A 12,604-nucleotide genomic window follows, 5' to 3' on the forward strand; every position below is an offset into this window, starting at 1 on the left:
GACCTATTTCGGCTGCTGTTCGGCCCCCGACAGCTCGATCTGCACATTCACCCCTTCGCTCTTTAGCTTGGTGGCGATGGCGTTGAGATCGGTGCCCGGTTTGGCCTCTAGCAGGGCGATACCACCGCTGCTCTGCTTGAAGTTCAGGCCGTGGCGAGTCGCCAGCGCTTTGGCGCTGGCATCGTCAGCTTCCACCAGCAGGGTACCGCTTACAGTCAGCTCCGGGCTGGCGGCCCCTTGCATCAACACGTCACCACGGCGCAGGGTCTGTTGCGGGACCTTGCTGTCAAGGCTGCGGGCGACCCGCTTCTTGCTGCCGTTGTCGGGAATGAGGTAAGTCTGGCCGTTCACCTCTATGGTGCTGTATTGTTTGCCATCCATGGTGACGGACTCCTGGGCGCAGAGCTGTCCCGAGAGGGGGGCCAGCAGGGTTGCCAGAAGCAAGGTAACAGGTTTGTTCATGGTAATACTCCTAGCGTGTTAGCTGCGGTTGGCATCGTGACCCAGGACCCGCAGGGACCATGAGATCAGCTTGCCCGGTTGGCGATTGTTGCGCTCAGTCAGGGTGGTACGCTCACGGGTCTCGCGATTGAGCAGAGAGACCTGACGGGTACCGTTGGCAACGTCGGTTACTTCCAGTCGCCATGTGCCTTGCGCCGATTCGCCGTAGAACTTGTTGGATAGCATCCGCATGTCGCGCAATCCCTTGGTTCGCACAAAGCCCAGCTGCTGCTGGTCGAGAGATTGGCCGACCAGGCTGTTGAAGGGGCTCAGCAGGATGCTGCGGGTGCCAGCGGGGGAGACCAGTTCGATCAGCAGATCGGGCAGGCGCTGATGATCCAGACTCACCATCACCTGAACCGCTTCTACCGTCAATGGTGTCGCGATGCGGGTTGTCGAGCTGGTCGGGCTGTTGCCCACATCCGCAATGGCGGCGGCACTGCCGGTGACATTGATCTTCTGCCATGGCAGCTGTACCAGCGGGGGCAGGGGCTGGTGATTGGCTGCCAGCTCAAGGGCCTTGTTGACGTCGATCAGACCGAAACCGTAAGTCGGGCTGAACCACATGCCGGCGGCGTTGCGCTCCCACCCTTCAAGCCCTTTCACATCACGCACCTTGCCGGTGCTGCTGGTGTAGCTGACCATCACGGGCTGATGTTTGGCATCGACCCGGGTTGCGCTGCGCGCCAGCAGATCCCGCAGGTCACGTACCGACAGATCCGGGTAGGCGGACATCAGCAGTGCCATGGCGCCCGAGGTGCTGGGGGTGGCGGAGGAGGTGCCGTTCATGACGCCGTTGTAGTCGCAACTTGCATCCAGCTGCGGGTTGCCGTGTAGCCGGTTGGTGCTGGGATCGTCGGTGCGGTTGTAACCCATGTCGCAGCCGGGCAGATCCGTGGTCACCATCGCCGGAGAGTCGGTGCCGTATTCGCCGCCGGTCGCGCTCAGGAAGATGTTGCTGCCGACGCTGGAGTAGGAGGATCTGACGCCATCGGCGTTGAGCGCGCTCACCACCAGGTTCCAGAAGTTGCTGTTGGAGGGATCGAGGTTGCTGTTTTCAAACGGCAATTTGGGACCATTGCCGGTGCGGTTAAGCACATAGCCCCCCGCCGCTATCTTGTTGAAGCCGTTGCCGGCGGCCTTGATATAGGCCGCGCCCTGCGCCTTGAGGGTCTGCTGTTCAAACAGGCGATCAAGCTGGGATTGATCCAGAGAGTTGGCAGAGCGGGGATCCACCACACTCATGCCGTAGCTCTGGTTGAACACCCGGTTGTCGCGGCTGGCATCGCTGTCGCCAAGGGCGTAGAGCCAATCTTTCTGCAACTGCTGGCTGTTGTCATCCAGCAGGTTGAACCCCTGCAACTGGGCTCGCGGGGCAATCCCCTTGGTACCGATGGCGTTGTCTACCGCCGCAATGATGCCGGAGACCGAGGTGCCGTGGGCCGCATCCGCATCAGTCGGGGTCGGGTCATCGCTGCCGGTTACCACGTTTTTTGAGCCCGGACGCACGTTGTCCGCCAGATCCGGGTGGGCGATAGCCAAGCCATCATCCACCACGGCCACATTGACCCCCTGACCCAGCACGCCGGTGCGATGTGCCCACCAGAGGTTGAGGTCGTTGCCTGCTACGCCACCACGGGCGCTGAATCCATCCTGGCCGCTGTTGAGCAGATACCACTGCTGATCCTGCAGGGGATTGGCACCTGGCAGGCAGCGCTCGGTGCTGCTGCGTCCGATATCCATGCCGCTCTCCTTGCCGGTGAGCGGCGCACAACCTTCATTTGCCTGAACGAGCGCACTGGGCAGGGTCGACAGCAGTGCTGTGATCGCCAGTGCTAACGATGTTTGCTTCATTATTTTTTTAACTCCATCTTGGATCGCACTCATCCTGAGTGCGACGGAAATCTATACACAGGTGACAGGGGTTCAAAAAGAGCCATTTTCAAAAAACGTAATGAGGTTCAAAGAAATCCGATCCAGTTTGTGGTAGGTATTCCAATGACACTGGTTATGTGTTCTATTGAGAATGGTTCTCACAGCTCACTACTGATCTTTTTATCTGTAATTCACTCCTCTCGCGACTCTCCTTCGCCGCAGCCATCTCGATTCGGGGTAATCCCGAGGGGAGCTCGTGCGCTCTTGAACGTGAGCTGCATGGTTGTGTGTGCCAACGTGAGTGCAGCTATGCATTCGGGGGTGACAGCAAGGGGGATGAGGTGGGACCAGCGGTTTATTGCTTGGCGGCGGTGGATGGCTCTGTTATGGTAACGAAAATAGCCGTTTGGATGGCTAGATTGCCGCGGTGTGAGGGGTGTAATCTCTGAGAGCCACCCCGCCGCAGTCCCATAGTTTGATGCGTACCTGACAGGGAGTCCCTATGCTGTTTCGTTCCTTCTTATCTTCTCCTTTGACTGCTTCCTTGCGCGCCACTGCTGGTGCCAGCACCTTTATTGCCGCGATAGTGGTCGGGAGCCTCTCTTTTTCCGCGGTTGCCGCCGATGCGCCCTTGCCGACCAAACAGGAGATCGTGATTGGTACTACGGTGGGGGATTTTGCCGACATGGTGACCGACTCCATCAAGCCGCAGCTGGAGGCCAAGGGATACAAGGTCAAGCTGGTGGAGTTCACCGACTATGTGACCCCCAATATTGCTCTGGCTGACGGATCACTGGATGTGAACTGCTTCCAGCACAAACCCTATCTGGAGAGTTTTGCCAAAGATCGCGGCTTGTCGCTGGCGCCCATTACCCAGGTTCCAACCGGTCCGATGGGACTCTATTCCGGCAAGTTGGCAGCACTCGACAAGGTGAAAGAGGGAAGCACGGTGGCCATTCCCAACGATCCCACCAATCAGGCGCGGGCGTTGTTGATGCTGCAGGATCTTGGTTGGCTCACTCTCAAGGAGGGGATAAACCCGCTAAAAGCGAGCGAGTTTGATGTGGTGAACAATCCGCACAATCTCAAGCTGGTGTTGCTGGAGGCGGCGCAACTGCCCCGCTCGCGGGAGGATGTGGACTTCTCGGTGATCAACGGTAATTTTGCTGCCTCCAGCGGTATCCCGTTCAGTGAAGGACTGTTTCTGGAGCGCAGCTACGATTTTATCAACTGGGTGGTGGTGAAAAGCGCAGATGCGGAGCAGCCGTTTGCCAAAGATGTGGCGGCGGCCTACAACTCGGCGGCTTTCAAAGCCTATGCAGCCAAGCGTTTCGTTGGCTACAAGTACCCGCAAGGGTGGGGTGGCTGACAGTCGTGAACGTGGCCCGGCTATACAACGAAAAACGCCCCGAATTCGGGGCGTTTTTTATGGTATCAAGCCATCAAAGGGCGCTTCACTGGTTGCGATAGAAGCGGTTCAGCTCGTTCATCACCTGGATCATGGCGCCCATATCCGGGGTGCCGTGCTTGATCGGGCGATAGCTGTTGCGCTCCAGCAGTTCGAAGTCACCCTGCTTGTTGAAGTGGGTGATGGTGTCCCCTTCATAGATGGCGAAGTCGTTCTGATCCCCGGCCAGCAGCCAGTTGCGCGGGCTGGTATCAAACAGCGAGCGGCCAACGCTGTAATCACGCGCCGGATTGCGCACGCCCAGCATCCCCTGCATCAGGGTCGGCGCCAGATCGAAATGGCTGCTTGGTTGTTCCCGAACGTCACTGCCGCGCCCCGGCCAGGCCAGTACCAGCGGTACCTGCACCTGATAGGGTGAGTAGTTGCTGCCTGCGCCCCAGCTGTTGCTGCGGGTGTCGTTGAACTCCTGACCGTGGTTGGAGGTGATGACGACGATGGTGTTGCTGTCCATCCCCTGCGACTGCAATTTGGTCAGCATCTGCTCAAGCAACTGGTCGGTATAGAAGACCGAGTTCTTGTAGCGGTTTTCCAGTTTTTGCAGGTTCTCCGCCCGATAGGCGGTCGCCGGATTGAAGTTGGCAAGCTCCGGTTGGAACGGCCCCTTCATGGTGGCGGGCAACTGGTAGTCGCCGGGACTCGAGAGATAGACCAGCGAGAACCAGGGGCGCTCGGGAGAGCGCTTCTCCAGCCACTGTTGCCAGTCGGTCAGCAGCTTGCCATCGTCACTCTGTTCGGAGACAAACACCTGTTTGCGCAGACCGGCGAGGATGCTCTTGCGATACTTCTGGGCATCTTCCATCGCGCCGAACAGCCCGAACTGGTAATCCTGGCGCAGCATCTCGTCGAACAGCACCGGCGGACGCTTGTCGCTGCTGATGTCCTTGTAGTAGTGGCCGGGCAACCCGTAGAAGAGGCTGAACATGCCCATCAGGTCGTCGTTGCCGCCACTCAGGTGATTGCGGAACGTCAGATGCTGATCCGCATAGCGCTGCAGATTGGGCATGTTGATGTTGTTGAGCATGTCAAAGCGCAGCGAATCGACCACCACAATCAGCAGATTGTTGTGAGTCAGGGGGGCGTTGACGTTGAGCGGGCGCAGCGGATAGTGCATCCGGCTGTCGCTGTTATCCCCCTGGGAAGCAGCCTGCTTCTCGTACTGATCCAGATCCAGCCAGCCATGTTTGGCCAGGAAGGAGCGGGCCGTCATGGGGTAGGAGAGGGGGAAGTTGGCTCTCTGCATGGTGATGGGCTGATAGAGAGTCGCATCCGCCCAACTGTTGACCACGTGGGTCAGAATAAAGCAGATCAGCAGGGCTAGCCCCACCTGATTGCCGTACTGGCGGCGCTTGCGCTTGTTGATCTTGCGCCAGACATAGGCCGACAGCAGCAGTTGCAGCAGGAAGATGGTGGGCACGGCAACGAAGATGATGCTCCAGATTGAGCCCTCTTCGGTCTGCGCCTGATCCAGCAGCAACTGCCATACCTGACTGTTGAGGTGGAACTTGAACAGCCGGAATACCTGGGTGTCGATCAGCAGCAGCACCAGCGCCAGGGTAGCGATGATGGCCGAGATGAACCGCAACGACTTCTCCTTGGGCAGCACGAAGCTGAGCGGGAAGATCGTCAACAGGTAGGTGACAAAACTCAGAAACGAGAAGTGGCCAATCCAGCTTACAACGAGATAGATCACGCCAAGCGTGGTCGATGGCCAGCTGATGGCACCCAGATAACGGGTGGCGATGAGCATGGCCAGAATAATGTTGAAGAAGGAGAACCAATGCCCCCAGGTGATCAGGCGAGAGACATTATCACGATAGGGGTTACCGGTTTCGACCATAGTGATCCATCTGCGTTGAGAAACGTCAAATCAACAGAGTCGGGGACTCAGTGTGCGTCGTGGCGATTATCGACCGATGCGGTCAGGGCCTGGACAAACTTTTCAGTGATGGCCTGGCGCTGGGCCGGTGCCATACCGTTGATGATATTGGTGGTCAGATTGCCAAGCACCATAAGGCTGAGATCTACCGGCGCTTTATGCTTTTCCAGCGCGGTGATCAGGTCGTTCATCAGGGCGTCAAATTGCTCGTTATTGTACTTTGATACGATAGGCATAATCTTCAGTTCATCTCGGTTCAAAGCGCCTTATAATACTTCACCCTTTCGGCTAACACTATGGCTTTGTGACATGAGTCTCGATATCGACAAGATCATTCTTCACTCCTTGCGCCAGGGCGGCGATGGTCAACCCCACGCCGATACCCGCAGCCAGACCCTGCCCCCTGATGAGGCGGTACAGGGACTGATGGCGGAACTGCATCGGATCTACAACGGCAAGGGTGGCAAGGGCTTTGGCTTCTTTGCCGACCCCGAGGCCGCCGTCGCCGAGCTGGCCGACGGTGAAGAGGCTCCCAAGCAGCCTTCACCCGCGTTTCGTATCGCCCTCGAACAGCTGCTCGCCGAGCAGACCGAATTCGTTCCCTTCTCGGTCACTGTGACCCAGATGCTGGTCAAGCAGCTGGTGGAGCACGCCCTCGATGAGCAGGGGGTGCTGCTGTTTGCAAAATATAACTACGTCGGGGTCGATTATCTGCTGATTGCCCTGCTGGAGGGCAAGGAGAGCGTCACCGTCAGCGAAGCGCTGGAATTACGCCATATCCAGTATCTGGATATCGGCAAACTCAATCTGGTGGCCCGCATTGATTTGACCGAATGGAAAACCCAACCTGATTCGCGCCGCTATATCACCTTCAGCAAGGGGCGCATTGGTCGCAAACTGGGCGACTTCTTTATGGATCTGCTGGGTGCCCGCGAGGGCATGGATGCCAAGGTACAAAATAAAGGCTTGCTGCAGGCGGTCGAAGATTATTGCGACAGTCGTCAGCTCGAACCGACCGAGCGCAATGACTATAAAAAGCAGGTCTTCAAATATTGCACCGAACAGGCGAGCGCCGGTGAAGAGATCGAAATCAAGGAGCTGTCTGCAGAATTGCCCGGCGACGGTGACCTCGATTTTTACAGCTTTATCGGTCAGGAGTATGAGCTGGAAGAGCGCTTCCCGGCGGATCGCTCTACCCTGCGTGGTTTGACCAAGTTTGTCGGCTCCGGCGGCGGTCTGACTCTGAGCTTTGAGCAGAAGCTGTTGAACAGCCGGATCTTTTACGATCCCCAGACCGACACCCTGACCATCAAGGGTGTGCCGCCCAATCTCAAGGATCAGCTGCTGCGCCAGTCGTAGTCATGCTCCCGAGTGTGATCAACTCGTCATTTCTGGCAAAAAGAGACTCCGCCCCGGCGGGGTCTCTTTTTTTATTGCGCCCGGGCAGACCTCGAAACTGGCGCGGTACTTTGTTAACAAATCAAACAAAATAAACCATCTGAAAGGGTTTTCATTGAGGTGAAAACCCTTTCACTCATGAAATTTTATTTCATTTTGGTAATTATTATTCTGTGGTTGTCTGGAATTAAGCCGATAAATGGCCGTAATTCCCTGAAATAAGAAAATGTTTTCAAAACTTTCTGGAAGGAAATACGTAATTGCATTTCAAAAATGCGAGTTGCGTCATGTGAGCCGTTTGCCGCTTGGGATAATATTCATCTCGCACACAATGCTCTTACAGCGCGGAACTAATACAAGGAAAGGCTCATGAAAAAGAAATTGCTGTCATCCCTGATCGGTCTGGCCACTCTTGGCGTCGCTTGCTCTGCTACTGCTGCCATCGATGAAGGCCAGCTGACCATCTGGATCAACGGTGACAAGGGATACAACGGTCTGGCTGAAGTGGGTAAGAAGTTTGAAGCAGAAACCGGCATCAAGGTTACTGTGGCTCACCCGGATCAGGTTGAAGTGAAATTCCAGCAAGCCGCCGCCACTGGCAACGGCCCGGACATCTTCTTCTGGGCTCACGACCGTTACGGTGAGTGGGTCAAAGCCGGTTTGCTGGTTCCGGTAACGCCAAACGCTGCCACCAAAGGCAAATTTGAACAGCTGGCATGGGATGCCATGACTGTTGATGGCAAAACCTATGGCTACCCGGTTGCCATGGAAGCGGTCAGCCTGATCTATAACAAAGACCTGCTGCCCGAGCCGCCGAAAACCTTCGAAGAGATCGCCAAGATTGACGAGACTCTGAAGAAAAACGGCAAGCGCGCCATCATGTGGGCTTATGACACCCCGTACTTCAGCTATCCGCTGGTGGCTGCCAACGGTGGTTACGCCTTCAAGAAAACCGCTACCGGTTATGACGTGAAAGATACCGGCGTGAACAACGCAGGTGCCAAGATGGGCGTGGGCTACATCTCCGAGATGATCAAGTCCGGTCACCTTGAAAAAGGCATCGACTACGGTGTGATGGACGCCAAGTTCAACAAGGGCGAAGTGGCCATGATGATCAATGGTCCCTGGGCCTGGAGCAACCTGGACAAGAGCGGCATCAAGTACGGCGTAGCGCCGCTGCCGACCCTGAACGGCAAGCCGGCCAAAGCCTTCGTTGGCGTACTGGGTGCCACCATCAACGCCGCCAGCCCGAACAAGGATCTGGCTATCGAGTTCCTGGAAAACTACCTGCTGACCGATGCCGGTCTGGCGCCGGTTAACGCCGACAAGCCGCTGGGTGCCGTTGCGCTGAAATCCTTCCAGAAGACCCTGGAATCCGATCCGCACATCAAGGCCACCATGCTGAACGCCCAGGCTGGCGAGCCGATGCCATCCGTTCCCGAGATGAGCCGTTTCTGGTCTTCCTTCGAAACTGCCCTCAAGAACGTGACCTCCGGTCGTCAGGGTGTTGACGAAGCTCTGGATACCGCTGCCAAGCGTATCGTTCAGTAAGCACGCACTACCCGGGAGGCCGTCATGGCCTCCCACTCTCTCAAATCTCTCTTGGCGTTATAAAGGTTAATTGGCATGGAAGTAGTACCTTCTGTTGAGTCCTATGCCGGTCCGAAGGATAAGCACACCTGGCTTAAGTGGACCATAGCGGCCCTGGTTGCCATCCTCAACGGCTACGCAGCCGTGATGATGTACGCCAGTGGCGAGTGGGTATTCGCGCTGCTGGATCTGGTGGTGGTTTCCGTCGGTCTGTATGTCTTCATGAACAAGAAGACCTATGCCCATCGCTACATCTTTCCGGGTGTTGCGGGCATGGTTGTGTTTATCATCTTCCCTCTTGCCTACACCATTGGCATTGCCTTCACCAACTATTCGGGGTCCAACTTGCTCTCCGTGGAGCAGGCGCGGGACTACCACTTGAAGAAAACCTACAAGGTGGCGGGCGGTGAATTCGATTTTACCCTGCTGGGTGGCGACAACGGCCAGTTCCAGCTGCTGCTGACACAGGATGATCAATCCTTTATCAGCCAACCTGTTTCCCTGATGACCAACAAGGCCCGTGAGCTGGCGTCCCGCGAGGGCCGTGTGCAGAACACCCAGCAAGTGGTCGAGCTGCAGCCCTTCACCGGCGAAGCGGCCAGCAAGGCCGCACCGATCCGCGCCATTGTTGAGCATCGTACTCACCTGAGTGACCTTGATCTGGTGCTGCCGGATGGCGGTACCCACCTGACCCTGAGTAGTCTGCGCAAGTTTGCCGCCCAGAAGCAGCACTACACCCGTCTGATGGATGGTGCCGTGCTCAAGTCCGGCGTGGTGATCAAAGACAGCAACCTGCTGCGTGATACCCAGAATGGCGAGCTGATGCTGCCCAATGGCGAGACCGGCTTCTATCAGTACATCGACGAACAGGGTCAGTTTGTCGGCAAGGGTATTGCTCCGGGCTTTGTGGTGAGCGTTGGTTGGAAGAACTTCGCGCGCATCGTCACCGATCCGGGCATCCAGTCACCCTTCCTGCAGATCTTCATCTGGACCGTGATCTTCTCAACCTGCTCCGTCGCTTTCACCTTGGCTATCGGCATGGTGCTGGCCTGTCTGGTGCAGTGGGAAGAGCTCAAGGGGCGCGGTTTCTATCGGGTCATGCTGATCCTGCCCTATGCGATCCCGGCGTTTATCTCCATCCTGGTGTTCAAGGGGTTGTTCAACCAGAACTTCGGTGAGATCAACATGTTCCTGGAAGCGGCGTTTGGCATCAAGCCGGACTGGTATACCAACCCCTTCCTGGCCAAGGTGATGATCCTGATTGTCAACACCTGGCTCGGCTACCCCTACATGATGATCCTCTGCATGGGCCTGCTCAAAGCCATTCCGGAAGATCTCTATGAAGCGTCCGCCATGGACGGTGCTGGCCCGGTACAGAACTTCTTCAAGATCACCGTGCCGCTGCTGATGAAGCCGCTGACACCGCTGTTGATTGCCTCGTTCGCTTTCAACTTCAACAACTTCGTGCTTATCCAGTTGTTGACCAACGGTGCGCCCGACATCATCGGCGCCAGCACCCCGGCCGGTACCACCGACTTGCTGGTGAGTTATACCTACCGGATTGCGTTCCAGGGATCGGGTGGTCAGGACTACGGTCTGGCCAGTGCCATCGCCACAGCTATCTTCCTCATCGTAGGTGCGCTGGCGCTGCTCAACCTGAAATTGTCCAAAGCCGACAAGCAGCTGTAAGGAGGCTTCAACATGGCAATCGTACAACCCAAATCAGTCAAATACCGGGTGTGGGCAACCCACCTGGTCATGTGGGGCTTCCTGGCGTTGATCATCTTCCCGTTGATCATGGTTATCGCCATCTCGTTCCGTAACGGTAACTTCGCGGTAGGGGAGATCATCCCCTCCAATCCGACGCTGGATCACTGGAAGCTGGCGCTGGGCATGTCCATCACCAACGCCGACGGCAGCATCACGCCGCCGCCGTTCCCGGTGCTGACCTGGTTGTGGAACTCCATCAAGATCGCCGGCATCACTGCCCTGATGATCGTGACGCTCTCCACCACCTGTGCTTACGCCTTTGCCCGCCTGCGTTTTCGTGGCAAGTCCACCATCCTGCAGGGCATGCTGATTTTCCAGATGTTCCCGGCTGTGCTGGCACTGGTAGCCATCTACGCGCTCTTTAACAAGATTGGTGACTACATCCCCTGGCTCGGTCTCAACACCCACGGTGGCCTGATCCTGGCGTACATGGGGGGGATTGCCCTGCACGTCTGGACCATCAAGGGCTACTTCGAGACCATCGACTCCTCCCTGGAGGAGGCTGCGGCCATCGACGGTGCGACCCCGTGGCAGGCATTCCGTCTGATCCTGTTGCCCCTGTCGGTGCCCATCCTGGCGGTAGTGTTTATTCTGGCCTTTATCGGTTCCATTACCGAGGTGCCCATGGCCTCCATCCTGCTGCAGGATGTGAACAATCTGACCCTGGCGGTCGGGGCCCAGCAGTACCTCTATCCGCAGAACTATCTGTGGGGTGATTTCGCGGCGGCCGCAGTGCTCTCCGGTTTCCCCATCACAGTGGTCTTCCTGCTGGCACAGCGCTGGTTGGTTGGCGGTCTGACTGCCGGCGGTGTGAAAGGTTAAGTTTATGGCCGGGGGAGCTGACTCCCCCCGCTATCACGATTTGCAAAGATTCAAGAGCGGAGCTCGTCATGGCTGAAGTAGTACTCAACAACGTTCGCAAAAATTACGATCCGGCTGTTCACAAGGACACCCTGCGCAATATCAATCTCTCCATCAAGGAGGGCGAGTTCATCGTCTTCGTCGGCCCGTCCGGCTGTGGTAAATCCACCCTGCTGCGGATGATCGCGGGTCTGGAAGACATCACCAGCGGTGAGCTGACCATCGGTGGTCGCTACATGAACGACGTGCCGCCGGTAGAGCGCAACGTCGGCATGGTGTTCCAGTCCTACGCCCTTTATCCGCACATGAACATCTACGAGAACATGGCCTTTGGTCTGAAGCTCAAGAAAATGGACAAGGAGAACATCCACAAGCGGGTGATGCGCGCCGCCGAGATCCTGGGTCTTGAGCCGCTGCTGGACAGAAAGCCCAAGGCGCTCTCCGGTGGTCAGCGTCAGCGTGTCGCCATCGGTCGCTCCATCGTGCAGCAGCCGCAGGTGTTCCTGTTTGACGAGCCGCTCTCCAACCTGGATGCCGCGCTGCGGGTCAAGATGCGGATCGAGATCGCCAAGCTGCACAAAGAGCTTAACTCCACCATCATCTACGTGACCCACGATCAGGTGGAAGCGATGACCCTGGCCGACAAGATTGTGGTACTGAGCCCGCTCAAGGCCGAAGCTGCCACCAACCTGGAGCAGTTCGGTTCACCGCTGGATCTCTACCACAACCCGGACAACAAGTTCGTGGCGGGCTTTATCGGCTCTCCCAAGATGAACTTCCTGGCGGGCGAGTTGCTGGAGATTGGCGAGCAGGAGTGCCTGGTCAAGTTGACCTCTGGCGATACCGTGCGTGCCCGGGTCGATGCCCGCAGTGGCGCTGTGGGTGACAAGGTGGAGCTGGGTATTCGCCCCGAGCACCTGATGCCGCTGGATCACCCCCATGCGCACAGCAAGGTGAGTGGGATCGTGCAGGTGGCCGAGCACCTGGGTGCCGAGTCCTTCGTTTATATGGATGTGGATGGTCACGACTTTACCGTCAAGGCTACCTCGGATGTGGATGTGGCGACCGGTCAGACCTACAGCGTGGGTATCCCGGCCGAAGCCTGCTACCTGTTCGATGCCAAGGAGCAGGCGTTCCCCCGTACCGCCAAATATATCCGTACCTGATTTTTTGTTGTGCTGGTTTTCCTTTCTTAATAATCAATGCCTTTTTGCCGGTCGTCAGACCGGCTTTTTATTGCCTGCGATTTGAACATGCAGGTAGGC

The 12,604-nt window shown here is 57.2% G+C and carries 10 protein-coding genes; 6 read left to right on the top strand and 4 right to left on the bottom strand.

The genetic code is table 11. The features are described from left to right. Positions 1-3: 3 nt before the first annotated feature. Together I6L41_RS03655 and I6L41_RS03660 are read right to left on the bottom strand one after the other, a co-directional pair. A complete protein-coding gene (locus tag I6L41_RS03655; protein WP_058056145.1) occupies positions 4-462 on the bottom strand; it encodes a hypothetical protein in 459 nt (152 codons plus the stop codon). Positions 463-480: 18 nt separating this feature from the next. Beyond that, entirely contained in the window at positions 481-2,355 is a 1,875-nt protein-coding gene (locus I6L41_RS03660; RefSeq protein ID WP_216962072.1) for a S8 family serine peptidase, read from the bottom strand. Between the two features lie 523 nt (positions 2,356-2,878). Here I6L41_RS03660 and I6L41_RS03665 point away from each other — a divergent pair. Further along, positions 2,879-3,745: a MetQ/NlpA family ABC transporter substrate-binding protein gene (locus I6L41_RS03665; protein WP_254203390.1), complete on the top strand. Its 867-nt coding sequence runs from the start codon at positions 2,879-2,881 to the stop codon at positions 3,743-3,745. A gap of 85 nt (positions 3,746-3,830) precedes the next feature. Here I6L41_RS03665 and I6L41_RS03670 read toward each other — a convergent pair whose 3' ends face one another. Both I6L41_RS03670 and I6L41_RS03675 read right to left on the bottom strand, forming a co-directional pair. Then, positions 3,831-5,681: a DUF3413 domain-containing protein gene (locus I6L41_RS03670; protein WP_005352950.1), complete on the bottom strand. Its 1,851-nt coding sequence runs from the start codon at positions 5,679-5,681 to the stop codon at positions 3,831-3,833. Between the two features lie 47 nt (positions 5,682-5,728). Further along, complete coding sequence (locus tag I6L41_RS03675) at positions 5,729-5,956, bottom strand: YejL family protein (protein ID WP_005333874.1); 228 nt, start codon at positions 5,954-5,956, stop codon at positions 5,729-5,731. Positions 5,957-6,029: 73 nt separating this feature from the next. On the opposite strand from I6L41_RS03675, the gene yejK reads away from it, so the two are divergent. From yejK to I6L41_RS03700, 5 genes are all read left to right on the top strand, one after another. Further along, a complete protein-coding gene (gene yejK / locus I6L41_RS03680) occupies positions 6,030-7,079 on the top strand; it encodes a nucleoid-associated protein YejK (protein ID WP_019445372.1) in 1,050 nt (349 codons plus the stop codon). A 408-nt stretch (positions 7,080-7,487) separates the two neighbouring features. Continuing rightward, positions 7,488-8,669: a maltose/maltodextrin ABC transporter substrate-binding protein MalE gene (malE, locus tag I6L41_RS03685; RefSeq protein WP_005333871.1), complete on the top strand. Its 1,182-nt coding sequence runs from the start codon at positions 7,488-7,490 to the stop codon at positions 8,667-8,669. 75 nt (positions 8,670-8,744) lie between these two features. Further along, complete coding sequence (gene malF / locus I6L41_RS03690) at positions 8,745-10,397, top strand: maltose ABC transporter permease MalF (RefSeq protein WP_005333870.1); 1,653 nt, start codon at positions 8,745-8,747, stop codon at positions 10,395-10,397. A 12-nt stretch (positions 10,398-10,409) separates the two neighbouring features. Further along, positions 10,410-11,300 (top strand): maltose ABC transporter permease MalG, encoded by an 891-nt coding sequence (gene malG / locus I6L41_RS03695; RefSeq protein ID WP_005333868.1) that lies wholly within the window; start codon positions 10,410-10,412, stop codon positions 11,298-11,300. 68 nt (positions 11,301-11,368) lie between these two features. Next, a complete protein-coding gene (locus I6L41_RS03700) occupies positions 11,369-12,505 on the top strand; it encodes an ABC transporter ATP-binding protein (RefSeq protein WP_005333867.1) in 1,137 nt (378 codons plus the stop codon). Positions 12,506-12,604: the final 99 nt, after the last annotated feature.

Source organism: Aeromonas sp. FDAARGOS 1411 (assembly GCF_019047125.1).
GTDB classification, from domain to species: Bacteria; Pseudomonadota; Gammaproteobacteria; order Enterobacterales; family Aeromonadaceae; genus Aeromonas; species Aeromonas veronii.

Excerpts from the sequence above, each read along its gene's own strand:
- malE (WP_005333871.1), top strand. The coding sequence starts at position 7,488 with ATGAAAAAGAAATTGCTGTCATCCCTGATCGGTCTGGCCACTCTTGGC.
- yejK (WP_019445372.1), top strand. The coding sequence starts at position 6,030 with ATGAGTCTCGATATCGACAAGATCATTCTTCACTCCTTGCGCCAGGGC.
- I6L41_RS03700 (WP_005333867.1), top strand. The coding sequence starts at position 11,369 with ATGGCTGAAGTAGTACTCAACAACGTTCGCAAAAATTACGATCCGGCT.
- I6L41_RS03675 (WP_005333874.1), bottom strand. The coding sequence starts at position 5,956 with ATGCCTATCGTATCAAAGTACAATAACGAGCAATTTGACGCCCTGATG.
- I6L41_RS03665 (WP_254203390.1), top strand. The coding sequence starts at position 2,879 with ATGCTGTTTCGTTCCTTCTTATCTTCTCCTTTGACTGCTTCCTTGCGC.
- malG (WP_005333868.1), top strand. The coding sequence starts at position 10,410 with ATGGCAATCGTACAACCCAAATCAGTCAAATACCGGGTGTGGGCAACC.
- I6L41_RS03660 (WP_216962072.1), bottom strand. The coding sequence starts at position 2,355 with ATGAAGCAAACATCGTTAGCACTGGCGATCACAGCACTGCTGTCGACC.
- I6L41_RS03670 (WP_005352950.1), bottom strand. The coding sequence starts at position 5,681 with ATGGTCGAAACCGGTAACCCCTATCGTGATAATGTCTCTCGCCTGATC.
- malF (WP_005333870.1), top strand. The coding sequence starts at position 8,745 with ATGGAAGTAGTACCTTCTGTTGAGTCCTATGCCGGTCCGAAGGATAAG.
- I6L41_RS03655 (WP_058056145.1), bottom strand. The coding sequence starts at position 462 with ATGAACAAACCTGTTACCTTGCTTCTGGCAACCCTGCTGGCCCCCCTC.